This window comes from Microbacterium sp. CGR1 (assembly GCF_001266755.1).
Taxonomy (GTDB): Bacteria; Actinomycetota; Actinomycetes; order Actinomycetales; family Microbacteriaceae; genus Microbacterium.
Map to the genome: position 1 here is coordinate 3,151,325 of NZ_CP012299.1, position 25,031 is coordinate 3,176,355.

13 protein-coding genes are annotated in these 25,031 nt (G+C 69.0%); 11 read left to right on the forward strand and 2 right to left on the reverse strand.

All coding sequences use genetic code 11. The features are described from left to right. Positions 1 to 79 precede the first annotated feature (79 nt). The 7 genes from AKG07_RS15175 to AKG07_RS15205 all read left to right on the forward strand — a co-directional run bounded on the left by AKG07_RS15175 (position 80) and on the right by AKG07_RS15205 (position 14,690). Positions 80 to 1,378 carry an MFS transporter gene (locus tag AKG07_RS15175; protein WP_053098649.1) on the forward strand — a complete coding sequence of 433 codons (1,299 nt, stop codon included), beginning with the start codon at positions 80 to 82 and terminating at the stop codon, positions 1,376 to 1,378. A gap of 2 nt (positions 1,379 to 1,380) precedes the next feature. Then, the gene (locus tag AKG07_RS15180) at positions 1,381 to 3,141 is read left to right on the forward strand and encodes a glycoside hydrolase family 3 protein (RefSeq protein ID WP_053098650.1); all 1,761 of its coding nucleotides are present in this window, start codon (positions 1,381 to 1,383) and stop codon (positions 3,139 to 3,141) included. Between the two features lie 331 nt (positions 3,142 to 3,472). Continuing rightward, positions 3,473 to 9,172, forward strand: coding sequence for a choice-of-anchor G family protein (locus tag AKG07_RS15185; protein WP_053098651.1), 5,700 nt, complete (start codon positions 3,473 to 3,475; stop codon positions 9,170 to 9,172). A gap of 83 nt (positions 9,173 to 9,255) precedes the next feature. Then, on the forward strand, positions 9,256 to 10,062 hold the full coding sequence (locus tag AKG07_RS15190) for a DUF5819 family protein (protein ID WP_230100871.1): 807 nt from the start codon (positions 9,256 to 9,258) through the stop codon (positions 10,060 to 10,062). Then, positions 10,059 to 11,291 carry an HTTM domain-containing protein gene (locus AKG07_RS15195; protein WP_053098653.1) on the forward strand — a complete coding sequence of 411 codons (1,233 nt, stop codon included), beginning with the start codon at positions 10,059 to 10,061 and terminating at the stop codon, positions 11,289 to 11,291. The genes AKG07_RS15190 and AKG07_RS15195 overlap by 4 nt, the downstream gene beginning before the upstream one ends. A 150-nt stretch (positions 11,292 to 11,441) precedes the next feature. Next, a complete protein-coding gene (locus tag AKG07_RS15200) occupies positions 11,442 to 13,511 on the forward strand; it encodes an acyl-CoA dehydrogenase family protein (protein ID WP_053098654.1) in 2,070 nt (689 codons plus the stop codon). Positions 13,512 to 13,643: 132 nt separating this feature from the next. After that, positions 13,644 to 14,690 (forward strand): NAD(P)-dependent alcohol dehydrogenase, encoded by a 1,047-nt coding sequence (locus tag AKG07_RS15205; RefSeq protein ID WP_053098655.1) that lies wholly within the window; start codon positions 13,644 to 13,646, stop codon positions 14,688 to 14,690. A 149-nt stretch (positions 14,691 to 14,839) separates the two neighbouring features. Here AKG07_RS15205 and AKG07_RS15210 read toward each other — a convergent pair whose 3' ends face one another. Both AKG07_RS15210 and AKG07_RS15215 read right to left on the reverse strand, forming a co-directional pair. Further along, the gene (locus AKG07_RS15210; RefSeq protein ID WP_053098656.1) at positions 14,840 to 15,514 is read right to left on the reverse strand and encodes a GntR family transcriptional regulator; all 675 of its coding nucleotides are present in this window, start codon (positions 15,512 to 15,514) and stop codon (positions 14,840 to 14,842) included. Beyond that, positions 15,514 to 16,233, reverse strand: coding sequence for a GntR family transcriptional regulator (locus tag AKG07_RS15215; RefSeq protein ID WP_082297969.1), 720 nt, complete (start codon positions 16,231 to 16,233; stop codon positions 15,514 to 15,516). Before AKG07_RS15215 ends, AKG07_RS15210 begins: the two co-directional genes overlap by 1 nt. 201 nt (positions 16,234 to 16,434) lie before the next feature. Between AKG07_RS15215 and AKG07_RS15220 the strand changes: the two genes are divergently transcribed. From AKG07_RS15220 to AKG07_RS15235, 4 genes are all read left to right on the forward strand, one after another. Next, entirely contained in the window at positions 16,435 to 17,091 is a 657-nt protein-coding gene (locus tag AKG07_RS15220) for a GntR family transcriptional regulator (RefSeq protein ID WP_198032370.1), read from the forward strand. A 58-nt stretch (positions 17,092 to 17,149) separates the two neighbouring features. Continuing rightward, positions 17,150 to 17,716: a DNA-3-methyladenine glycosylase I gene (locus AKG07_RS15225; RefSeq protein ID WP_053098659.1), complete on the forward strand. Its 567-nt coding sequence runs from the start codon at positions 17,150 to 17,152 to the stop codon at positions 17,714 to 17,716. 169 nt (positions 17,717 to 17,885) lie between these two features. After that, positions 17,886 to 19,016, forward strand: coding sequence for a serine/threonine-protein kinase (locus tag AKG07_RS15230; protein WP_230100873.1), 1,131 nt, complete (start codon positions 17,886 to 17,888; stop codon positions 19,014 to 19,016). Next, the gene (locus AKG07_RS15235) at positions 19,016 to 25,006 is read left to right on the forward strand and encodes an Ig-like domain-containing protein (RefSeq protein WP_053098661.1); all 5,991 of its coding nucleotides are present in this window, start codon (positions 19,016 to 19,018) and stop codon (positions 25,004 to 25,006) included. Before AKG07_RS15230 ends, AKG07_RS15235 begins: the two co-directional genes overlap by 1 nt. The last annotated feature ends 25 nt before the right edge of the window (positions 25,007 to 25,031 follow it).

The window sequence follows — 25,031 nt, forward strand, 5'->3', positions numbered from 1 at the left end:
AATCGGTCGATATTCCGGTATTGTCATCCTCACGTCGTGTCGCAGATGACCGGCGCACCTTGCCCGAAAGGATCCACCCGTGACAGAGCTGTCATCGGCCGCCACCGCGGCCGCCGTAGGAACGACCGGTTTCAAAGTTCCCGGCACCACCCCGCTGAAGACGCCCCGTGGCTACACCCCCGGACTCGCCGCCGTGAACTTCGGCGTCTACCTCGCCCTGCTCACCCCGGTGATGGTGTCGATGGCCTTCAAGATCCAGCGGCTCGACCCCACCAACACCGAGGCGAGCCTCGGACTGGTGATGGGTGTCGGTGCGGCCTTCGCGCTCATCGCGAATCCCCTCGTCGGTCGCCTCTCCGACCGCACGACCTCGCGGTGGGGCATGCGTCGCCCCTGGATCCTCGGCGGTGCGATCGTCGGCCTCGGCGGCTTCGCGATCATCGGCGCCGCGACCTCGGTGCTCGTCGTTCTTCTCGCGTGGTGCCTCGTGCAGGCATCCATGAACGCCGTGCTCGCGGCGGCCAACGCGACCCTGCCCGATCAGGTGCCGGTCTCGAGCCGTGGCAAGGTGTCGGGCATCATCGGCATCACGACCCCCATCGGCATCCTCGCCGGCAGCTTCATCGTCAACTTCCTCCCCGGCGACTTCGAGCGCTTCTTCGTCCCCGGTGCCATCGCGCTGATCCTCGTCATCGTGTTCGTGCTCACCCTCAAGGACCGTCGTCTCACCGAGAAGCCCGCCACGCGCTTCACGGTCGGCACGTTCTTCGGCTCGTTCGTGTTCAACCCCCGCAAGCACCCCGACTTCGGATGGACCTGGCTCACGAAGTTCTTCGTGATGTTCGGCTACGCGGGCATCGCCACCTTCCTGCCGCTCTACCTGGTGACCAAGTTCCAGCTCGACGAGCAGGGCGCAGTCGGCACGATCCTGATCGCCAACCTCGCCTCCATGGCCGCGATGGCTATCTCCGCGCCGCTCGGCGGATTCCTCTCCGACAAGATCGGCAAGCGCCGGCCGTTCGTCGCGATCGCCGGCGTCATCATGGTCGTGGGCCTCTTGATCCTCGCGATCGCTCCGTCGATCGCCGTCGTCATCGTCGCTCAGGCCATCATCGGACTCGGTGCCGGGTCGTTCCTGTCGGTCGATCTCGCGCTGGCGACCGAAGTGCTGCCCAACCCCGACGACGTGGCGAAGGACCTCGGCGTGCTCAACATCGCCAACGCCCTTCCCCAGTCGATCGCCCCGGCCATCGCGCCGAGCATCATCGCTCTCGGCGCCGCGACGCCGCTGGGCGGCTACACGACCTGGTACCTCTTCGGAGCTCTCGTCGCACTCGCCGGCGCCGTTCTCGTTTACCGCATCAAGGGAGTTAAGTGACCATGACCGACACCGACGTGACCACTGCCCGACCGTGGCTCGACGCGGCCCTGCCGGTCGATGAGAGAGTGCAGCTCCTCCTCGACGAGATGACCGTCGAGGAGAAGGCCGGACTGTTCTTCCACACGATGATCGCGATCGGAGACCTCGATGAGGCGAACCCGATCTTCGGCACACCGAGCGCCCGCGAGTTCATCGACCTCAAGAACATGACGCACTTCAACCTGCTGGGGGCGGCGCCCACCGGGCGAGAGATAGCCGCCTGGCAGAACGAGCTGCAGCGGCTGGCGGCCTCGACCCGGCTCGGCATCCCGGTCACGCTGTCGACCGACCCGCGGCATTCGTTCAGCGAGAATCCCGGGGCGTCGATCCTCGCCGGACCGTTCTCGCAATGGCCGGAGACCCTGGGTCTCGCAGCCACCCGTGACCCCGAGCTGGTCGAACGGTTCGCAGATATCGCTCGTCAGGAATATACGGCTGTCGGCCTGCGCGTCGCCCTTCACCCGCAGGTCGACCTCGCCACCGAACCGAGGTGGGCGCGGCAGACGGCGACGTTCGGAGAAGACCCCGAATTGACGGGCATTCTGGGAGCGGCATATATCCGCGGGTTCCAGGGCGACTCGTTCGGTCCCGGATCGGTCTCGACCATGACCAAGCACTTCCCCGGCGGCGGGCCGCAGCTCGACGGCGAGGACCCGCACTTCCCGTACGGGCGGGAGCAGGTGTATCCCGGGGGTGCGTTCGACCTGCACCTCAAGCCCTTCGAGGATGCACTGGCCGCCGGCACGCGTCAGATGATGCCGTACTACGGCATGCCCGTCGGCACCGAGTACGAGGAGGTCGGGTTCGGCTTCAACAGGTCGGTGATCACCGGGCTGCTGCGCGAGCGATTCGGGTTCGACGGCCTGGTGTGCACCGATTGGGGTCTGATCAACGATGCGGAGATCTTCGGCCAGCCGTTCCCTGCCCGCGCCTGGGGCGTGGAGGATCTGACGCCGCGAGAGCGGATGCTCAAGGTGCTCGATGCGGGTGTCGATCAGTTCGGTGGCGAGGACTGCCCCGAACTGCTGCTCGGGCTGGTCGCCGAGGGCTCGGTCTCGGAGGAGAGGCTCGACCTCTCCGCGCGACGGATCCTGCGGGAGAAGTTCGAGCTCGGGCTCTTCGAGAACCCGTTCGTCGACGAGGACGCGGCGGACGAGATCGTCGGCAGCGCGGAGTTCCGCGCCGCGGGAGAGGCGGCCCAGCGCGCCTCCGTGACCGTGCTGACGAACGATGGCTCGCTGCCCTTCGCCCCCGGGATCAAGCTCTACGTCGAGGGGATCGAACCATCCGTCGCAGCCGCGTACGGCGACGTCGTGGCGACCGTCGACGAGGCCGACCTGGCGATCCTCCGTCTCCAGGCGCCGTTCGAGCAGCGCGACACGACCTTCGAGAACTTCTTCCATGCGGGGTCGCTCGAGTTCTCCGACGAGGTGCTCGCGCATGTCGGCGCCATCGCCGGAGCCGTGCCGACCGTGGTCGATGTGCTCGCCGATCGACCGCCCATTCTCGAACCGATCGTGGCCGGTGCGGCGGCCGTCACCGTCAACTGGGGTGTCTCAGGGGCGGCGCTGCTCGATGTGCTGAGCGGCGTGGCGAGCGCGCAGGGCAGGCTCCCGTTCGACCTGCCGAGGTCGATGGCCGCGGTCGTCGCCTCGCGACCCGATGTGCCGTTCGACACCGCTGATCCGCTCTTCCGATTCGGCGACGGGCTCGCTCTGTAGCCCTCGCTTCACGCCCTGAACCGCCCCGCAGACCTCGGTCTGCGGGGCGGTTTCGTCGTGTGGCCGGAGTGCGTGTCGCGCCTGCGCGGAGTGCGCTGGACCCCTCCTATTCGTCCTGGAAAAGACGTCCTCGCCGACAGACCTGTGGGCAGGTCTCAATGACTGATGACGAAATGTCTCATCTGATGACGTTTCCTGAAAGATAACTGGACAATCGCTGGACTTAACATTCTCGATCCGGCAATACTGTCTGGACATGCGCTCGGTCGGCACCTGTCGACGCCTGGGGAGGGCCTTGTGACGCGGAACATCTGCATCACGGGAGAGGCGAATGGAATTCTTGGAGGGGAAGACTCTGCGGCGACGCAGAGCCATCGGGGGAGGCATCGCCGGCGTGACCGTCGGCGCGATGATCCTTGCGGGTGCACTGGTACCGACGGCGGCGAATGCGCTCGATGACGCGAATCCGAACGATCCGTCGGTCGCGCAGGGACAGATCATCCAGTTGCCGGCCGACCTGCTCGGCGGATTGGACGTCGCCGCACTCGGGCACACGCTGACGAGCAACCCGGCCGCGGTCGGCCCTGAGCTCGGCGGTCTCGACCTCGACGTGCTCGAGGCGCTCAGCATCGACGTGGGCACGCTCAACGTGCCGCTGCTGACCGACGGCACGTCGCCCGGTCTGCTGCAGCTGGGCGATCTGGGGGGCGCGCAGAGCTTCAGCTCCTCACCCACGCAGACCCAGTCGATCGCGTCCTCCGGCGCGATCACCTCCGGTGGTGCGATCGATGCGGGGGCGATCGACGGAAGCGTCAACCCCGCCACCCTCGAACTCACCGATCTCTTCGACCAGCTCAGCGTCGCCGGTCTCACCGACGCCGTCCTCGACGAAGCGTCGGTCGGCATCGGAGCCCTCGCATCGCGGGCGGAGTCGAACGCCGGCGTCGCCGGCTCCGAATACCGCATCGCGGGCCTGGACCTCGACCTGCACAGCAACCTGGTTGCGGGGCTCGCGACCACTCTGGGCACGGCCATCCAGGGCACGGTGACCCCGGTCAGCGACCTCGCCGGTCCCGGCGGAGCGCTCACTGGGCTCGTCACGACCGTGGTCAACACGATCAACGCGATTCCGGATGTGCCCCTCGTCGCCGCCTTCGAGGCGACGGGCGGAACGGTCGCTATCGCCGGCCTCGACACTGTCGGGGCGACGGTCGTCACGGAGCTCCTGACGGAGCCGCTCGAGAACACCACGGGCTCGGTGCTCGTCGACCTGAGCGACGGGACGATCTCGGTCGACCTCGCTCAGATCCTCGTGGAGACGGGCGCAGGAGCCGACCTCAACTCGCTTCCCGCGAACACCCCTGTGCTGTCTGCGACGACGATCGCCGCCATCCAGCAGGGGATCACCTCTGCTCTGACCGGAACGCACCCGAACAGCCTCAACGGCAAGGTCGCGACCATCCTCGGCTCCACCCTCGACTCGCTGGCGGTCACGCTCACCGTCGGGGTGGATCTCACCAACCCGCTCACCGGGATCGACCTGGTCTCCGGCGATGTCACGATCGCCGGCTCGCTCGCTCAGTTCGCGGGCACGGCCACGCCGGTTCCGACGGTGACCACCGACATCTCGCTCGCCGGGCTCAACATCGGTGCGCTGCTCAACCCGGTGGTGAGCGCTGTGACCACGGCGGTCACCACGACCACCGGCCCTCTGGTGAACACCGCGCTGACCAGCGTCATCCCGCTCGTCCAGCCGGCCCTCGCAGCGGTCACCGGCCCCGTGCTCTCGACGCTGGACCCCGTGCTGCAGGGCGTGCTGTCCGGCATCGCGACCATCACGATCAACGAGCAGTCCGAGCCGGGAGACATCCCCGGTGACAGCTTCACCGTGCGGGCGCTCGCCATCGATCTGCTCCCGGCCGTGGGCGGAGGGGTCGAACTCGATCTCGCGTCGTCGACCGTCAAGGCAGCGGCGGCGGCAGTCGCGGCTATCGACGCCGCAACCACCGTGCAGGCCGGAACCGATCTTCCGGTCACCGGCTCCGGCTGGCCGGCCAACACCCAGGTGACGATCCAGGTGGCAGCACCGGACGGAACTCCGGTCAACGAATCAGCGCCGGTGACCACCGACGCGTCGGGCAACTTCACCGGCACGGTCTTCATCCCGGCCTCGACCGTGCCCGGCACCGGCTACATCGTCACGGCGACCGACGGCACCAGCACGGCGACGGACACCACCGAGGTGACCGCCGCGGCGGCGATCGATGCGGCACCTGCCGTGCAGGACGGAACCGACCTCGGCGTCTCGGGCACCAACTGGCCCGCGAACACACAGATCTCGGTGCAGCTGACCGCTCCCGGCGGCGGCGCGAACATCGGCGGCCCCGAGCTCGTCACGACGGACGGGTCGGGTGCCTTCGTGCTCGGCTACCCCGTTCCGGCCGGAACTCCTGCGGGAACCGGCTACACGGTCACCGCGACGCTGGGCGCGCAGACGGCGACGGACACCACCGAGGTGACGAACGCTCCGGTCGCCTCGATCGATGCGGCGCCGACCGTTCAGGCAGGCACCGATCTCGCGGTCTCCGGCTCCAACTGGCCGGCGAACACCGAGATCTCGGTGCAGCTGACGGCTCCGGGCGGAGGCGCGGACGTCGGTGGCCCCGAGACGGTCACGACGAACGGCGACGGTGAGTTCACGCTCTCCTACCCGGTGCCCGCATCGGCGACGCCCGGCACGGCCTACACGGTCACCGCGACCGCTGGCGCCGAGACGGCGATCGACACCACCGAGGTGACGGCCGCCGCTGCGGTGGATGCGGCCGACACGGTGCAGGCGGGAACCTCTCTCCCCATCGCCGGTGCGAACTGGCCGGCCAACACCGTCGTCGAGGTGCAGCTGACGGACCCGGACGGCGCTGACGTCGGGGGTCCCGAGACGGTCACGACCGATGGCGACGGCGGGTTCACGCTGAACTACCCGGTTCCCGCGTCGGCGACCCCGGGCACGGGGTACACCGTGACCGCGACGGTCGGCGGCCAGACGGCTGAGGACACGACCGAGGTGACCGCCGCGGCAGCGGTGGATGCCGCGGACACGGTGCAGGCGGGCACGAGCCTTCCCGTCACCGGCACCGGCTGGCCGGCGAACACCGAGGTCTCGGTGCAGCTGACCGCTCCGGGCGGAGCGACCGTCGGTGGTCCTGAGACGGTCACGACCGATGGCGACGGCGGGTTCACGCTCGACTACCCGGTTCCCGCCTCGGCGACGCCGGGCACGGGCTACACGATCACCGCGACCGTCGGCACCCAGACGGCGACCGACACGACGGAGGTGACCGCAGCGGCGACCGTCGACGCGGCCGCGACCGTCGAGGCCGGGGCGGACCTGACGATCACCGGTGCTGAGTGGCCGGCCGACACCGAGGTCACCGTGCAGCTGACAGCCCCCGGTGGTGCGGTCATCGGCACGCCCCAGACGGTGACGACCGGTGCTCTCGGCGGCTTCGCGATCGACTATCCGGTGCCGGCGGGAACTCCCGCGGGCACGGGATACACGGTCACCGCGAGCGCGGGCACGCAGACAGCCACCGACACGACCGAGGTGACGGCTGCTCCGGTCGTCGTCGACGCGGCCTCGTCGGTTCCGGCAGGTACCAACCTCGCCGTCACCGGCACGGGTTGGCCGGTGAACTCCACCGTGTCGCTGCAGCTCACCGCGCCAGGCGGGGGAGCGGACATCGGAGGCCCGGTCATCGCGACCACTGACGAGTTCGGTGCGTTCACGGAGAACTACCCGGTTCCGGCTGATGCCGAGCCCGGCGCGGGCTACCTGCTCACCGCGACATCCGGCGCGTCCAGCGACACGGACACCACCGAGGTGACCGCGGGCGACCCGGGTGACGTCAACACCAACGCGGCTGCATCGGCATCCGCTTCGGCTGACGCGACCGCAGACGGCGACCCGTCGGCGCAGGCGGCGGCTGAGGCCGCGGCCCTCGCAGACGCGACGTCGGCGGCCTCAGCGGCGGCGACCTCGGACGCCACCTCGGCGGCGGATGCGGCGGCGACGCCGGATGCCTCGTCGGCCGCGACGACCGATGTCACGTCGACGGCCAACGCCTCGGCGGCAGTTGCTGCGCAGGCGGCGGCTCAGGCCGACGCGTCGGATGACGTGAACGCGGATGCATCGACGGCGGCGGAGTCGAACTCGGCGTCGTCGTCGGAGTCGGCGGCCATCGCCGACTCGTCGACGGATGCCTCGTCCGAGGCTGCGGCCAACACGAACGCGGCGGCGTCGGCATCCGCGTCGGCGAACGCCGATGCATCGACCGACGCGATCGCTGAAGCGGCCGCGCAGGCGGCGGCGTTCGCGGACGCCACGGCAGAGGGATCGGCTGCGGCTGACCCGACGGCTGAGGCTGCGGCGGAGTCGGCGGCGACGGCGACATCGTCCACGGCAGCCACGGCGGACGCCACCTCGGAGGCGAACGCCGGTGCGGCGGTCGCGGCTCAGGCTGCGGCGCTGGCCGACGCGACGACGGATACCGCGGCTGAGGCCTCGGCGACATCGGACGCCTCGACGAGCGCAGCATCGAACTCGAGCGCGGCGGCGATCGCCAGTGCATCGACCGACGCCTCTTCCGACGCAGTCGCCACGGCCGATGCCTCGGCTGCGGCCGACCCGTCGGCTGAGGTCGACACCAACGCCTCGGCATCCGCTGCGGCGTCGGCTCAGGCTGATGACGACAGCAACGCGGCGGCTCAGGCGGCGGCTGTCGCTGCGGCTCTGGCCGATGCGACGAGTTCCGCTTCGGCGGCGGCTGACGTGACGGCTGATGCGGCCGCGTCTGCGGCGGCGACGGACGACGCATCCACGGACGCCTCGGCCACGGCCACGACGGATGCGGACGCGTCTGCTGCAGCGGCCGCTCAGGCGGCGGCGCAGAACGATGCGACCTCGACGAGTGCGGCTGACGCGTCCGCGGCGGCAGATGCCGACCCGAACGCGTCGGCGGCCGCGGCGGCCAACGCCTCGTCGTCGGCCACGGCGTCCGCGACGGCGGCGGCTGACGCTTCCGCTGAGGCAGAGGTCGAGGCATCCGCTGCGACCACGGCTGACGCTGCGGCTACGGCTGATGCCTCGGCTGCGGCCGACCCGTCGGCTGAGGTCGACACCAACGCCTCGGCATCCGCTGCGGCGTCGGCTCAGGCTGATGACGACAGCAACGCGGCGGCTCAGGCGGCGGCTGTCGCTGCGGCTCTGGCCGATGCGACGAGTTCCGCTTCGGCGGCGGCTGACGTGACGGCTGATGCGGCCGCGTCTGCGGCGGCGACGGACGACGCATCCACGGACGCCTCGGCCACGGCCACGACGGATGCGAACGCGTCGGCCGCCTCCGCGGCAGCGGCGCAGGCGTCGGCGCAGAACGACGCGACCTCGACGAGTGCGGCTGACGCATCGGCTTCGGCTGACGCTGATCCGAACGCGTCGGCGGCCGCGGCGGCCAACGCCTCGTCGTCGGCCACGGCGTCCGCGTCGGCGGCGGCTGATGCCTCCGCTGAGGCTGCTGCCGAGGCATCCGCCTCGGCGACTGCTGAGGCCTCGGCGTCTGCAGACGCGGCAGCCGACCCGACCGGACCGATCGCCATCACGATCAAGGTCCCGGTTCTGGAGCGCGGAGAGAAGCAGACGGCGGTCGGCACCGGGTTCCAGCCCGGCGAGTCCGTCACCGGTGTGATGACGTCCGAGCCGATCGCACTGGGCACCCAGGTCGCCGATGCGCAGGGCACGGTCACCTTCACCTGGACGATCCCCTCCGGCACCGACCTCGGAACCCACGCCGTGACACTGACCGGAGCGACCTCCGGCAGCGTGTCGGCCTCGTTCCAGGTCGTGGCCACGGGCCTCGCCACCACCGGTGGTGAGATCCAGGGCGGGTGGATCGCGCTGGCGGCTCTGCTGCTGATGCTCGGACTCGGAATGACGAGGGTCGCGCGTTCCAGACGGCCGCTCGTCCAGACGGAGTAACGCAGTGCAGGAACGCTGAGAGGTCGGGGCCGTCGCTGCGGCGGCCCCGACCTTCAGCGGTGAGAAGGATGTGGATGGGCACGATGACTGAGACCTCACCCGAAGTGCAGGATGCGGCGGTCGCCGCGACCGCCCCTCGACCGCGCCCGACCTGGTGGGTGAAGCTCATCGCGTTCGCCGCGTGTCTGCTCACCCTGTGGCACGTGGGGGCGTCGTTCCTGTGGATCGCTCCGTACTCGGCGCTCCGCGAGATCCCCACGCAAGAAGTCCTCGCCGGGTACATGCTGCCGATGTTCGGTCAGTCGTGGAGCGTCTTCGCGCCCGAGCCCATCAACGGCGACTACCACTTCAACGTGCGTGCCGTCATCGAGAAGGACGGTGAGGAGATCGAGACCGGGTGGGTGAGCGCCACCGACGTCGAGCTCTCGATGATCCGCTACAACCTCTTCCCGCCCCGAGCGGGGATCCAGTCGAGCGAGGTCGCGAGCGGCCAGATGAACGCCTACAACAAGCTGGACGACGACCAGAAGGCCGTCGTCGGGCTCGACTTCGCCGAGGATGGCTGGGAGGAGTGGATGGTGCGCTCCTTCGACGAACTCGAGGGCGACAACCCGTCGACCGACGCGTACATGGCGGAAGAGCACCTCTCCACCGCCTACGCCACCCAGGTGGCCTATGCGATCTGGGGCGCCGACTCCGTCATCAAGGTCCAGTACCGCGTGAGCCGCCAGAACGTGGTGCCCTATGCGGATCGCAACGATCCGAGCGCGCAGCGCCCCGACCCCACGTTCTCGACCACCGGGTGGCGCCTGCCTATAGAAGAGGAAGGGCAGAGTCGCGAGAACTTCGCGAACACCTTCCGCGCCCAGTTCGAGAGGATCCAGCCGTGAGCGCGCCCACCAAGACCGCGCCCCAGACGAACGGCGCCGCGAACCGGGACCGGAAGAAGGATGCTGCCGGGCGGTCGACCGTGACGGCGCCCGCTCCGGCATCCGCTCCGCCCGCCTCTGCGCCCGAGCCTTCGCCGCCGCGCACGCCCGCGCCTGCCGCCCCGCCTCCCCGGTCTTTCGTGACCCGCCTGCTGAGCTTCGCCTCGTCGATGATCGGCGGACTGTGGTCGATGGTCCTCTCGGCGATCGACCGGATCTCCGCGTTCGTGGGGGACTGGCTCTTCAACGGCAAGAAGGCCCTCTACGGTCTCGCGGTCACCCGCATCCTCTTCGGCGTCACAGCGATCGGCCTGCTCGCGTCGAACTTCAGCACTCGTCTCTATACGTTCGGCTCGGGGTCGGCGTGGAACGGCGAACTCGCCGAACCCGTCAGCGAGTTCCCGAAGATCTGGATCTTCAGCGCGTTCCATGCCGCGATGGGCAATGACGCGCTCTACACCGCCCTCTATCTGCTGCTCGGCGTGCTGGCGGTGCTGTTCGTCCTCGGCTGGCGTTTCCGGATCGTCCTCCCGGTGTTCTTCTGCCTCTGGGTCGGGTTCATCGAGGCGAACGACATGGTGGGCGATCAGGGCGACAACATGTTCCGCATCGCGCTGCTCCTGCTGTTCTTCGCCGACCCGGCCGCTCGCTGGTCGATCGATGCCAGACGTCGCGCCAAGAAGGGGGAGTGGTTCGCTCCGGGAAGCCAGCCCGCCCTCCTGGGAACGGTCTTCCACAATCTGGCCCTCGTGGCGCTGACCGCGCAGGTGTGCTTCGTGTACGCATCGGGTGCTCTCTACAAGGCGGGAGGCGCGCCCTGGGAAGAGGGCTACGCGGTGTACAACCCGCTGCAGACCGCTCGGTTCGGCACATGGCCGGTGCTGAGTGACCTGGTCACGACCTGGGGCCCGATGGTCGTCGCGGCGACCTGGGGTTCGATCATCCTGCAGGTGGCGTTCCCGCTGATGCTGCTCACACGGCCCACTCGGCTGATCGGCCTCATCGGCATCCTCTCCTTCCACATCGGCATCGGCGTGCTGATGGGGCTGCCGTGGTTCTCGCTGACGATGATCGCGATCGACTCGATCTTCATCCGCGATCGGACGTGGGCGCGGTTGAGCGAAGGGACGAGACGGCGGTGGGAGCAGGCGCAGACCGCGCCTCCCACGCCCGCACGCGTCGAGGCCTGAGACTGCGGCTGGGCTGAGACTGTGGTCTGACGACAATCCGACCGGGCGCCGTCCCGGGAGCTTGTTGGAGGATGCGCACACAGCAGTTCGCTCCTGGTTGTGGCAGACCTACCATGGGAGTATCCCTACTTCCCTCTGAGAGGAACGCTCATGGTCGACGCCGCCGTCCGTCCGAAGACGACTCGCCCGCACACCGACAGCGCAGATGCGAACCTGAGGTTCGATGTCGCCCGGGTCACCGATCTGCTGATGGGCACCTGGGCCGACACGCGCCGCGAGGCGCGCGAACTGATCAAGGATTCGGCGTTCTGGCGCGATGACGCGCTGAGCAAGGACGAGCACCGCGAGCGCGTGCTCAGCCAGCTGCACCTGCTCGTCGAGAACAAGGCAGTGCACCGGGCGTTCCCGACCGCACTCGGCGGAGAAGACAACAACGGCGGCAACATCGCCGGCTTCGAGGAGCTCGTCGTCGCCGATCCGAGTCTGCAGATCAAGTCGGGAGTGCAGTGGGGGCTGTTCGGCTCCGCCATCCTGCAGCTCGGCACCGCCGAGCACCACGAGAAGTGGCTGCCCGGCGTCATGGATCTCTCGATCCCCGGCGCCTTCGCGATGACCGAGATCGGGCACGGCTCCGACGTGGCAGCGGTCGGCACCACCGCCACGTACGACCCGAGCACCGAGGAGTTCGTGATCAACACGCCGTTCCGCGGCGCGACGAAGGAGTACCTCGGCAACGCGGCGCTGCACGGCGTGGCGGCGACGGTGTTCGCTCAGCTGATCACGAACGGCGTGAACCACGGGGTGCACTGCTTCTACGTGCCGCTGCGCGGCGAAGACGGCGTCGATCTTCCCGGCATCGGTCGTGAGGATGACGGACTCAAGGGCGGACTCAACGGCATCGACAACGGCCGCCTCAGCTTCGACCACATCCGCATCCCCCGCACGAACCTGCTGAACAAGTACGGCGATGTGGCGGCCGACGGCACGTACTCGAGCGCGATCGACAGCCCCGGTCGCCGCTTCTTCACGATGCTCGGCACGCTGGTGCAGGGACGGGTCTCGCTCGACGGCGCCGCGTCGTGGGCTTCGGCTCTCGGGCTGAAGATCGCGATCACCTACGCGACGCAGCGCCGCCAGTTCGACGGAGCAGACGGCCAGGAGGTCGTGCTCATGGACTACGGCAAGCACCAGCGCCGCCTGCTGCCGCGCCTGGCGACGACCTACGCGCAGATCTTCGCGCACGACGAGTTCCTGCAGAAGTTCGACGGCGTGTTCTCCGGGCGCATCGACACCCCTGATGACCGTGAGGACCTCGAGACCCTGGCGGCAGCCCTCAAGCCGCTGTCGACCTGGCACGCGCTCGACACCCTCCAGGAGGCTCGCGAGGCCTGCGGCGGAGCGGGCTTCATGTTCGAGAACCGTCTCGTGGGACTTCGCGCCGACCTCGACATCTATGTCACTTTCGAGGGCGACAACAATGTGCTCCTTCAGCTGGTCGGCAAGCGGCTGCTCACCGACTACGCCAAGCAGTTCACCGGCAAGGATGCTGCGGCCCTGGCCAAGTTCGCCGTAGGCATGACCGCCGGCAAGCTGTTCCACGGCGCAGGCCTTCGTCAGTTCGGCCAGTCGGTCGTCGACCTCGGTCAGGTCTCGCGTTCGGTCGAGAACGGTCTGCGTGAGGAGCAGCAGCACCAGCTGCTCGCCGAGCGCGTGCAGCAGATGGTCGCCGACATCGCCGGCCGGCTGCGTCCGGCGGGCAAGGACAAGGCCCTCGGCGCGAAGCTGTTCAACGAGAATCAGGCCGAGCTGATCGAGGCGGCCCGTGCGCACGGTGAGCTGCTGCAGTGGGAGGCGTTCACGGATGCCGTCCACCGCGTCGACGACGCCGACACCAAGAAGGTGCTCACGTGGCTGCGCGACCTCTTCGGTCTGCAGCTCATCGAGAAGCACCTCGCCTGGCACCTCATCCACGGGCGTCTCTCGGCGCAGCGCGCCGCCGCAGTCTCGCGATACATCGACCGTCTGTGCGCCAGGCTCCGTCCGTACGCACTCGACCTGGTCGACGCGTTCGGCTACGAGCCGGAGCACGTCCGGGCGCCCATCGCCTCCGGCGCCGAGCGCGTGCGGCAGGACGAGGCTCGGGAGTACTACGCGGCGCTCGCGGCATCCGGTGACGCCCCTGTGCTGGAGAAGGCGCTCAAGAAGAACGCGAAGCGCTGAGGTTTCCTCCTCGCTCCGCTGACGAAGGCCGGGATCAGTGGTCCCGGCCTTCGTCGTGGGCGGTCAGGTGCCGCAGAGGAGGGCGCGAGTAGTGTCGATCTGGCCCATCCGCACCGATCAGAGGAGTCCGAGATGACCCGTGTCACCGCCTATGCCGCACCCAGCGAGGCCGCACCGCTCGAGAAGACCGTCATCGAGCGCCGCGAGCTCGGCCCGAACGACATCCTGATCGACATCGCGTTCGCCGGCATCTGCCACTCCGACATCCACACGGTGCGCGGAGACTGGGGGCCGCAGCAGTACCCGCTCGCACCCGGACACGAGATCGCCGGAACCGTCGCGGCCATCGGATCGGATGTCACCAAGCACGCCGTCGGCGATCGGGTCGGCGTCGGCTGTCTCGTGAACTCGTGCGGAGAATGCCGCAACTGCCTGCGCGGCGACGAGCAGTTCTGCTCCAACGGTGCGATCTTCACCTACGGCAGCACCGACCGTGACGGCAGCGTCACTCAGGGCGGATACTCCGAGCAGGTCGTGGTGACCGAGTCCTTCGCCGTGCGCATCCCCGACGCGCTCGGGCTCGACGTCGCGGCACCCCTGCTCTGCGCAGGAATCACCACGTACTCCCCGCTGCGGCACTGGAACGTCGGACCCGGCACGCGCGTGGCGGTCGTCGGCCTCGGCGGACTCGGCCACATGGGCGTGCAGATCGCGCACGCTCTCGGAGCAGAGGTCACCGTGCTGTCGCAGACGCTCAGCAAGAAGGATGACGGCCTCCGTCTCGGTGCCGATCACTACTATGCGACGAGCGATCCCGAGACGTTCCGCTCGCTGCGCGGGTCGTTCGACGTCATCCTCAACACGGTCAGCGCGGTCGTCGACCTCCGCGCCTACCTCGGTCTGCTCGACGTGGGCGGGTCGATGGTCTGCGTGGGAGCCCCCGCAGAACCGCTCTCAGTGAACGTCTCGTCTCTGATCGGCGGGCGTCGATCGCTCGCGGGGTCCAACATCGGCGGCATCCAGGAGACCCAGGAGATGCTCGATTTCTGCGCCGAACACGGCATCGCAGCCGAGATCGAGATCATCAGCGCATCGCAGATCAACGAGGCGTACGAGCGCGTGCTCGCCTCTGACGTGCGCTATCGCTTCGTGATCGACGCCGCGACCATCGCCGACTGAGTTCCGGAGGGGGTCCTCGGGGTACGCCCCAGGGGACCCCCGTCGGTTGCTCCCCTGGGACCGTTCGCGCAGTGGGTGCGGCGGTGTGGGTCGGGGTGGTGCTGGGCCTGTGCGGCAGGGCGGCGCGGTAGCCGTAGCCGTAGCCGCGCTCAGTTCGCGGGATCCGGCTCGCGGTAGTACTCGAGGAAGTTGATGCGCGTCGCGGCGTGCAGCTCGTGGATCAGATCTCCGGCTCGTTGGCCGTCACGGGCTTCGGCCGCTGCAGTGATCGCGCGGATGAAATCGCGCGCCTGGAGAGGCGTGACGAGGTTCTCGCGAGGCGTGAGGAAGCGCACCAGCTGCAGCGACAGGGTCTCGGCCTTCGCTCGCAGCACGGAGTTCGTCGCGGCGCGGACGACGACGAGGAAATACCGGCGGATCGCTCGTCCGAGAGCGGCCGCGTCATCTGCATCCACCGCATCCTCGACATGCGCCAGCTCGCGACGCAGGTCGGCGATATGCGCATCCGCGAGGTCGGCGGTGGTGGTGCGGGCAAGGTGCTCGTGGATCACTCCGATCACGAACAGGCTCTCGTTGATCGCCGCGACGTTCACCGGGGCCACCCGGGTGTGACGGTGCGGCACCAACTCGACGACGTCCTCCTCGGCGAGTCGATTGAGCGCCTCGCGGATCGGGGTTCTCGACGACCCGAGCCACGTCATGAGCTCCTCGTCGTGGAGAACTTCCCCGGGTTCCAACGTCCCGTCGAGGATCGCCCCGAGGATCGTGTCGTAGACCTCGTCGCGAAGCAGCCGCCGCGGCGGAGGTGTGTCCCTCGTGGGCATCACGCGTCCTCGCTTCCGCGCCGCTCAGCTGTATCGGCGCCAGCAGCGACCTGCGGGCTCGATTCGGCCGCATCTCGTGCCTGCACGCTTGCGGCCCCTGCAGTGAAGTACGCCTGTGCGGCCACGGCTGCGGCATCCGCGTTCCCTGTGGCGGCGGCGGAGGCAAGCGCGTCGAGCGCGGCCGATGTGTCGGTCGCGTCGAGTGCGCCGGGTCGAGCGGTGATCATCCGGGTGACGTGCGGCACCGACTTCTCGCGGATGCGCTGAACGAGGGTGTTGCGGTAGCGGTCGACGAACACGTTCATCAGGTTGTTCACGATCCGTGCGCGTTCGAGGGCGTTCGAGGTCCGGCTCACCGTCGTGTGCAGGTCGGCGATCTGCGTCCGGTCCGCGTCGGTGAGGAGCGGGACAGCCTCGCGCACCGTCGCCGAGTACACGACGCCGAGCATCTCCATCTCCTCTGCGAACCTCGTGGGATCGAGAGGTGCGATGCGGGTGCCCCTCTGAGGAAGCACTTCGATCAGCCCCATGCCGGCGAGCCGGTTCACCGCCTCCCGGATCGGCGTGCGCGAGGCGCCCAACCAGCTCTCGAGCTGCTTGTCGGAGATCGGCTCCCCTGCGGCCAGGTCACCGGCGACGATGGCATCCAGAAGCGTGTCGAAGATCTGGTCGCGCAGCAGCTTTCGGGGCATTTGCGCCGGGGTCTTGGGCACAGGCATGGGTCAATGCTAGTCGGAATCATCTGGGTACCTGATATATCAATCGCCCGCAATATATACCCATGCCCTTGCTCTCGGTGGATGAGGCGACGACTTCAGGCAGGGTGCCCGAGCATTGAAATATCAGATGATTTGTGTCCGCGGCTAACTTATGTCATCCTCTAATCATCCAATATGTTAGTTGATGAGAGCGATGTGATCATGCCCATGGGCTCCCTCGAGGACCAACTGCGCCCGCAGCTTCTCAGCGGTCTCGCATACGAGCGCCTGCTCGCCGAGATCGTGAGCGGCCGCATCCCGCCCGGCCAGCGACTGCGGCTCGATCTGCTCGCCCACGCGTGGGCCGTCTCCCGGACGCCGGTGCGCGAGGCGCTGCAACGGCTTGTCGAGATGCGGTTCGTCCAGGTGTCTCCGAGCGCCGGAACTCGTGTGGCGGAGTGGTCGCGCGCTGACATGATCGAGCGCGCTCACGTCGTCGGTCGCCTGATCGTCGAGAAGAGCTGCATCGGCCCGCCCGTGCGCACGCACCAGCAGTCGACGCGACTGGCGGACGAGACCTGCGAGCTGCTCGGCTACCTCGAGCTCTCCGAGATCCTCATCTCGCGGGAGCTCGGCCGTCTGGGCCCCCGCCTCGCCCGCGACCACATCGACCCGCTGCGGCTGTTCGTGGATCCGCAGACGGCCCGCCACCACGGCATCGATCTCGACACGGATCGGGCCTCCCGCCGCCGTCTCCTCTCCGCCGCCCTCGCCGCCATCGAACGACAGGATGCTGCCGCGGCGCGCGAAGCTCTCGACGGGTTCTCGACGTCGTTCATCGACGCGCTCGGATCCGGCCCCGCAGAGGCCGCTGCGTAGTCCCGGCAGGAGAGCCGGGATCACCCGCCGTGTCGGTGGCGGCGGCTAGCGTGGGCTCATGACGTCTCTGATCGCCGGCCCCGACCTCCGCGACCGATGCGGGTGGGTGGGCGACGACGCCGAATACCGCCGGTATCACGACGAGGAATGGGGCACCCCGCTCCACGGCGACCGGGCGCTGTTCGAGAAGATGGCCCTCGAGGGGTTTCAGGCGGGGCTCTCGTGGATCACCATCCTGCGCAAGCGCCCCCGGTTCCGCGAGGTCTTCGCCGGCTTCGAGCCCGAGCGGGTCGCCGAGTTCGACCGATCCGACGTCGAGCGGCTCATGGCGGATGCGGGGATCATCCGCAACCGGGCGAAGATCGAGGCCACCATCGGCAACGCCCGAATCGTGCGCTCGATGGCAGACGGCGAGCTGGATGAGCTGATGTGGTCGTTCGCGCCGGCATCGGGACCGCGGCCCGCATCGTTCGCGGATGTTCCGGCGGTGACGCCGGAGTCGACGGCGATGAGCAAGGAACTGCGTCGTCGCGGCTTCCGATTCGTGGGTCCGACGACGATGTACGCGCTCATGCAGTCCGCGGGCATGGTCGACGATCATGTCGTCGGGTGCTGGCGCGCCTGACCACCGAGGCGTGCTGGGCGCGCCCGCCGTGTCGGGGCGAGTGCAGGGGCGATCGCCCGCCTTCGGGATCGTCCACACCCTCGATATACTCGTGGTCGGGGGGATCGCCCAGCGCGGCGCGCAGGGATCATGCAGAGCGCGGTCTCCCGACCGACCGTGAGGAGCATGGGTGGCCACGCGCATGGCATCGACACCGCCGACGCTGGCGGGGTACAGCTATGTGCGTCCGCTCGGATCCGGCGGGTTCGCAGATGTCTTCCTCTACGAACAGGACATGCCGCGACGCGTCGCCGCTGTGAAGGTGCTGCTGGCGGATGCCGTGAACCGCGAGGTTCTCCGCACCTTCAACGTCGAGGCCGACATCTCCGCGCGGCTCAGCGCCCACCCCTCGATCGTCACCATCTACCAGGCGTCCATCTCTGCAGACGGTCGGCCGTACTTCGCGATGGAGTACTGCCCCGACACCATGAGCGCCCGGTACAAGAAGGCGCCGCTGGCGCTTGCCGAGGTGCTCGACACGGGCGTGCGCATGGCAGGCGCCCTCGAGACCGTGCACAGGGCCGGACTCCTGCATCGCGACATCAAGCCGTCCAACGTGCTCATCAACTCCCTCGGCGCCCCCGTGCTGGCCGACTTCGGCATCGCGGCCGCCGTGATCGACGAGGGCGACGGAGAGACCATCGCGATGTCGGTGCCGTGGAGCTCGCCGGAGGTGCTGCAGGAGCGCGTCTCTGGATCCGTCCCGAGCGAGATCTGGAGTCTCGGAGCCACCCTGTACACGCTCCTCGCGGGAAGAAGCCCGTTCGAACGCGCCGACCGAGGCTCCAACTCCCGCGACCAGCTCACCGAGCGCATCATCAAGGCGCGCTATACCGCGGTGCCGATACCCGGCATCCCGCCGATCATCGACGAGATCTTCGCGACCGCGATGCACCGTGATCCGGCCAGACGGTTCGCGAGCATGGCCGACTTCGCGGAACGCCTGCGCTGGGCGCAGTTCGAGCTGGGTCTGCACCCGACGGCCTTCGAGGCGGCGTCCGCTGAATGGGCCGCAGCAGCGCCCGTCAGCTTCTCCGACTCCAGCGCCCGCGGCCCGGTGATCACCACCGTCGCCCCCGACTCGCGACGTGCAGTGCGCGCCGCGAAGCAGCAGGCGATGCCGCGCGACCGCGACGAGCTGCCCGCCGCGCGTGCGAAGACCCGCTCGCCCCTCGTCGCCGGCGTGATCGGCGCGTTGATCGGAGCAGCTGTCCTCGGTGGCGTCGGCGTCGGCGTGCTCTACCTGACCGGGGTTCTGTGATGGCCATCGGCGACCGCGCTCGCGCGGAGGCGAACCCCCGATCGCGCGGACGCCTGATCGCGGCGATCTCGGGTGTCGCCGCCCTGGCGGTGGTGCTCACGCTCGCCATCACGGCCCAGGGATACCAGTCGCAGGAGGTGCCCCGCCTCGAGTCGTCCGTCTGGGTCATGCGCGACAGCGGCCAGTACGCCCGCGTGAACACCGAGCTCGCTGAGATCGACACCGTGCGCAACGTCGACGATCCCGAGGCCGTCTGGCAGAGCGGCTCGGCGGCCGTCATCTACGCCCAGGGCAACAGGCAGCGGTGGGATCTCGACCCCGCGAATCCCGCCGACCTGCTCTCCGACGCGTCGGATGAAGGCACGCCGATCGCTTCCGAGCCGACGCCGGCGGGCACGCGGGAGATCCTGTCGGCCGGTGCCTATGTGGCGTATCGCACCGACACCGGCCAGGTATCGGTCACCACTCTCGAGGCGGGTGCCGCCACTGCTCTCGTCGACCCGTTCGCGGGCGTCGAGGTCGAGGAGGGCGAGGACCCTCCGACGTACACGGCGGATGCGATCGGGCTGTCGCCCGCGGGCCTGCTGGTGCTCTTCTCCGCAGACGAGGGCGCGATCCGCCGGTTCGACATCGACGAGCACCGCTTCCTCGGCGATCCCGAGTCCGTCTCGCAGGCTCCGGATGCCGCAGAGGGCCTCCTCGTCACGGTCGTGGGCGACCGCTGGGCGATGCTCCAGGCGGGCACCGGCGAGCTGTGGCTGCAGGGGCGCGACGAACCCGTGGAGCTGGACGTCGCTGAGGACGCGCGTCTCCAGGAGGGCGCTGAGTCGGGCGAGAACGTGTCGATCGCCGACTCCGACGGACTCGTGTCGGTCGATCTGGATTCCGGAGAGTCGGAGCGGGTCGCTGACGCGTCGGGCGTGCCGGCGACGCCGGTCGTCGTCGACGGCGAGGTCTATGCCGCCTGGCTCGACACGGGTGCGGGCACTCTGTGGGCAGGTGGCGAGACCGTTCCGCTGCGTGTTCCGGACGAGGCCCTCGACTCTTCGACGATCGAACCGGTCTTCCAGGAGAACGGCGATCGAGCGGTGCTGAGCGAGATCGGCACCGGACTCATCTGGACGGCCCCCGACGGCGTGCTCATTCCGCTCGAGCAGTGGGCGATCGAAGACGACACCGAGCAGCAGGAGGGCACGATCATCGTCGAGGACGTGGCCGAGCAGATGCCGCCCGTCGCCGTCGACGACGCATTCGGTGTCCGTGCGGGCGAGCAGGTGATCCTGCCGGTGCTCCTCAACGACCACGATCCGAACAAGAAGGACGTGCTGTCGATCGATCCCGAATCGGTCTCGGGCGGGCTCGGCGACCCGGCGTTCGGTGACCTGACTCTCGTCGCGAACGGGCAGTCGCTGGTGGTCGACGTCAAGGCGGGCTCGGGGCTGGCGAGCTTCACATATGCGGTCACCGACGGCGCCGCGGTGTCGGCTCCGGCGACCGTGACCCTGACCGTCGTCGATCCGGGAGCGAACTCCGCGCCCGTGTGGTGCGGAGTCGACGCCTGCCAGCAGGAGTGGCCGACGCCCCAGCTCCTTCCGGGCGGCAGCACGGTCGTCTCGGCGTTGTCGGGCTGGGTCGATCCCGAGGGCGATCCGTTCGTGCTCAGCGATGCCTACGAGACCGATTCCTCGTCGCCCGTCATGGTCGTGCCGATGGCCGACGGACGGGTGGCCATCCGCCACACCGACCCGAATGCCGCGGATGCCGTGATCTCGGTCACCGTGGTGGTCGAGGACGTGCACGGTGCGACCGCGGAGAAGACCCTCGATGTGCAGGTCACAGGGAGCCCGGCTCTCGTCGCCTCGCCGGTCGCGCTGACCGCGCGTGTCGGGGAGCTCCAATCGGTGCGCATCTCAGATCATCTGTCCGGCGGCTCCGGTTCGTATCGTCTCGTCGACGCCGTGCAGACCGCGGCGACCGCGCAGGGACTCGAGGTCAACCCGAACGCGGCATCCGGCACCGTCGAGATGACGGTGGCCGAACCGGGGCAGTACGTCGTCACCTACACGGCTCAGGACGTCACCACCCAGGCCGAGCAGTCGGCTGTCATCCGCATCACCGCGGTCGACGGATCCGCGGGCCTCGCGATGGCACCGCTGACCGCGTTCGTCCGCGAGGGCGAGGACACGACGGTCGACGTCATCCGCGCCGTGCAGAACACCAGTGGTCGGGTGCTGATGCTGGCCGATGCGGTGAGCTCGACGCCGCAGCTCGGGGTGCGTGTGGTCGGCAACGAGAGCATCCGGGTGAACGGCACCACGGAGGACGGCGAGCCCGGGGTGATCGGCAAGGCCACCGTGACGATCGCCGACGGCACCGGCGCCGCAGTGCAGGGAACCGTCACGGTCTTCCTCACGCCGCCGTCGACGGTGACGCGTCCGATCGTCTTCCCCGACGCGATCACCGTGCGCGCAGGTTCGCTCACGCGTATCGCTGTCACGGCCAACGACGTGGCGCCGCGAGGGGAGCCTCTGGTCGTTCTCCCCGAGGTGACCGGCTCGGGCGAATCGGGTGAGCTCGTCTTCGCCGACCGCAACGCGCTGCGCTACCTCGCACCCACGACGCCCGGCACCTACCGTCTGTCGTACTCGGTGTCACTCGAGCGCAACCCCGCTCTCGCCGACAACGGTGTCGTGACGGTCACGGTCGTGCCTCCGGGCACCAACCGTGCCCCGACGCCGTCGACCCTGACCGGCCGAGTCCTCAGCGGTCAGACCGTGTCGCTGCCCGTGCCTTCGACCGGCATGGACAGCGATGGCGATCGAGTCGTGCTCGCGGGCGTCGACCAGCCCCAGAAGGGTGCGGGCACGGCGACGATCTCGGCCGACGGCGACGCGATCGTCTACCGGGCGCCCGCGGGCGGTGTCGACGGCGGTCAGGTCAGCTTCGGATACACGGTACGCGACCCGCAGGGCGAGCAGGGGACGGGCACCGTCCGCGTCGGCGTGCTCGACGCGGACATCGACGACGCGGCGCCCGTGACCTTCAGCGACTACGTGCGCGTCGAGGCCGGGTCGACGACACCGATCGTCCTCGACCCGCGTCTCAACGACCTCGATCCGGCGCAGAGCGAGCTCGAGATCACCGAACTCGTCCCGAACGCGCCACCGGTCAAGGGGAATCCGCTCTACGACCGCCTGAACGCGCTGATCGATCCCGACACCTCTCTCGAAGACGGCCGTGTGGTGCTCCGCGCGGGGGACACCGCCGGCACGAACTCCTACTTCTATACGGTCAGGTCCACTCGCACATCCAGCACGTCGCAGGGTCTCATCGTCGTGACCGTGACCGACGGTGCGGTCGCCGACCAGCCGAGCGTCGCCGACACGGTGCTCACTGCGCGCGATCGGGAGGAGCTCCCGGATCGCGGCATCGACGTCGTGACCGATCGTGTCAGCTGGCCCTCGGGTGACGCCTCCTCCCTCACCTTGAGCCTGTGGGGCGACCAGCCCGGGTTCACTGTTCAGGGGAACCGTATCGTGGGCGCGGCCCCCGAAGACGGTGCGCTCGTTCCGTTCCAGCTGAAGGGCGAGGGATCGGGCGGCAGAGCGGTGGTCGCCTACGGGTTCCTGCGCATACCCGCCTTCGACGACATGCAGGTCCAGCTCAAGCCCGCCTCGACTCCTGTCGTGGTCGACGAGGACGCCTCGGTCTCGTTCGATGCGGCCGACTACGTCGACCTGACCTCCTCAGATGCCCTCGAAGTGGGATCCGGGCAGTTCACCGCGCAGCGGGCGGCCGCATCGTGCTCGGCCGAGGGCTCAGGCAGCGTGACGTATCGCGCCGGCCGTGAAGCGCCATGGTCGGACACCTGCCTGGTCCAGGTGCGGTTGCAGGGGCAGGAGCGCTGGTCGTTCATAGACGTGCCGATCAGCATCCGTCCTGCCGAGCCGCAGCTGCTGCTGTCGTCGATCTCGCACACGATCGCCCCCGGGACCACCGAGACGGTCGACATGTACGCGAACATGGCCGCGTGGGAGGGCGGACGTGAGGGTGACGCGGGATCCCTCGAGTACCGGATCGTCTATTCGGGCTCGGCCTTCATCGTCACCCGAAACGGGCCTCAGCTGACCATCGAGGCACGCGCAGACGCGCGACCCGGCAACGCCGAGAACGTCAGCGTCACGGTGCCCCAGTACGGCGAGCCGTCGGCATCCGTCCGCCTCGTCGTCGGAGCAGCGCCGCCGGATGCGCCGCGCGGCGCGACCTTCACGAAGCAGTGCATCGTGACGAACCCCAGCTGCACCATCGACGTCGTCGACGTCGCCGGGGAGTACGACCCGTTCGCCGGGAAGCCCGGATCGGGCCTCCGACTGATGTCCCTCGGCGGGGGCACACGATGCGATGTCGCGTCGATTTCGACCTCGGGAAGCAAGGCGATCACGGCGAGCTGGCCCGGCGGAGGGCAGGCACCGGGTGGACAGTGCATCATCCCCTTCGTCGTGCAGGATGCGCAGGGGCGCACCGGCACCGGAACCCTGACCCTCGATCTGCAGGGCTTCCCGCAGGCACCCGCCAGCGTCACGACGGTCGGATTCACCCGCTCGACCGTGGTGCTCGACGTGCCCCTCGGCGAGGCCGGTCGCGCGCACCCCGGCGTCACGGGGGTCGAGATCCTGCAGGACGGAGCGCCGGCGAACGCGTCGTGCAGCCCGGCGGCAGGTGCGTACCGGTGCACGGTGAACGGACTCGTCAACGGAGCGCCGCACGTCTTCACCGCGGCGGCCGTCAACGCGGTCGGCACATCGGCGGCGACGTCACCGCACACCAGCTGGGCGTACGCCGCCCCTGTGGTGTCGAAGGCGAACGCCACACCCGTCTATCGCCCCGGCAGCACGGAACGCGGGCGCGGCATCGTCGCTCTCGCGGTCGATGCGTCGGACGACTCCCTCGCGTTCCGAGTCGAGGAGACCGGGCAGGTCATCAACCGCACCGGCGCGACGACGACGGCCGACATCGCGCTGGCGCCGGGCCCGCAGAACATCACGATCGTCCCGATCAGCCAGTTCCAGCCGCCGACGGGCGATGGTGGAAACGAGGGCGGAGCCTTCCGCACGTCCGTCACCGCTGCGGGAACCGTCTACTTCGACCCCTCGGGAGCACGCGCGACCGCGACGTCGAACACCTCGATCGACGTCTCGGGAGTGGCTGCGCAGCCGAACGGCAGCGCCCTCGGCGTCGACGTCGTGTACCTCGCCTGGCGATCGGGCAACGCGAGCTGCACCGCTGACGGCGACGGTCGTCTGCAGGTCTCGGGTGCGGAGGCGCAGTCCTCGTCGCCCACACTCACCAAGCTCGCCGAGTACTCGACCTACAACGTGAAGGCGTGCGCATCGAACGGCTTCGGCGTCGCCGAGTCGGCGACCACCCAGGTCTTCACGTTCACCTTCGTGGAAGGCCCGAAGGGCAACACGAGCTACACGATCGCCACCCAGCCGTCGGTCCAGGAGAACCGCTATTCCTACCGGCTCGAGTCTGCGCCCGACATCGCCGTGCGAGACGGCTTCGTTCCGCAGTACTACATGTACGGGTCCTGGCGGTCGGACTTCCAGCTGAGCACCGACTCATCACCGTTGCCGGTCGGGGCGCGCTCCTGCCACGCGGTGCTGCGGGAGTACTGCTCCGATTCGGTCGAGATCTCGCCCCGGACGGCGCCGACGACGGTGGCGGTCGAGTTCCGCGAGTGCGTGCCCGCCAACCCGGATGACGCGTTCGTCGTCAGCCCTGCCGCCCGCGGTTCGTACTCCCTCGCCGTGACTCCGAGGATCGTCGACGGCATCTCCATGGTCGACATGAAGATCACGTGGACGGGCGCTTTCAGTTCGCTCAAGCCGATCACGCACCGCGTGACGCTGTGCACGCAACCGGAGCCGGAGCCGGAGGATCCGAAGGACTCCGACAAGCCCGCCGACCCCGCCGATCCTGCCGGATGAACCCGCCGCGATGACGACTCCCTCC

What these genes read in the sequence shown, in the direction of transcription:
- AKG07_RS15180 (WP_053098650.1), top strand. Translation starts at nt 1,381, where the DNA reads ATGACCGACACCGACGTGACCACTGCCCGACCGTGGCTCGACGCGGCC.
- AKG07_RS15185 (WP_053098651.1), top strand. Translation starts at nt 3,473, where the DNA reads ATGGAATTCTTGGAGGGGAAGACTCTGCGGCGACGCAGAGCCATCGGG.
- AKG07_RS15190 (WP_230100871.1), top strand. Translation starts at nt 9,256, where the DNA reads ATGACTGAGACCTCACCCGAAGTGCAGGATGCGGCGGTCGCCGCGACC.
- AKG07_RS15200 (WP_053098654.1), top strand. Translation starts at nt 11,442, where the DNA reads ATGGTCGACGCCGCCGTCCGTCCGAAGACGACTCGCCCGCACACCGAC.
- AKG07_RS15205 (WP_053098655.1), top strand. Translation starts at nt 13,644, where the DNA reads ATGACCCGTGTCACCGCCTATGCCGCACCCAGCGAGGCCGCACCGCTC.
- AKG07_RS15210 (WP_053098656.1), bottom strand. Translation starts at nt 15,514, where the DNA reads ATGCCCACGAGGGACACACCTCCGCCGCGGCGGCTGCTTCGCGACGAG.
- AKG07_RS15215 (WP_082297969.1), bottom strand. Translation starts at nt 16,233, where the DNA reads ATGCCTGTGCCCAAGACCCCGGCGCAAATGCCCCGAAAGCTGCTGCGC.
- AKG07_RS15220 (WP_198032370.1), top strand. Translation starts at nt 16,435, where the DNA reads ATGCCCATGGGCTCCCTCGAGGACCAACTGCGCCCGCAGCTTCTCAGC.
- AKG07_RS15225 (WP_053098659.1), top strand. Translation starts at nt 17,150, where the DNA reads ATGACGTCTCTGATCGCCGGCCCCGACCTCCGCGACCGATGCGGGTGG.
- AKG07_RS15235 (WP_053098661.1), top strand. Translation starts at nt 19,016, where the DNA reads ATGGCCATCGGCGACCGCGCTCGCGCGGAGGCGAACCCCCGATCGCGC.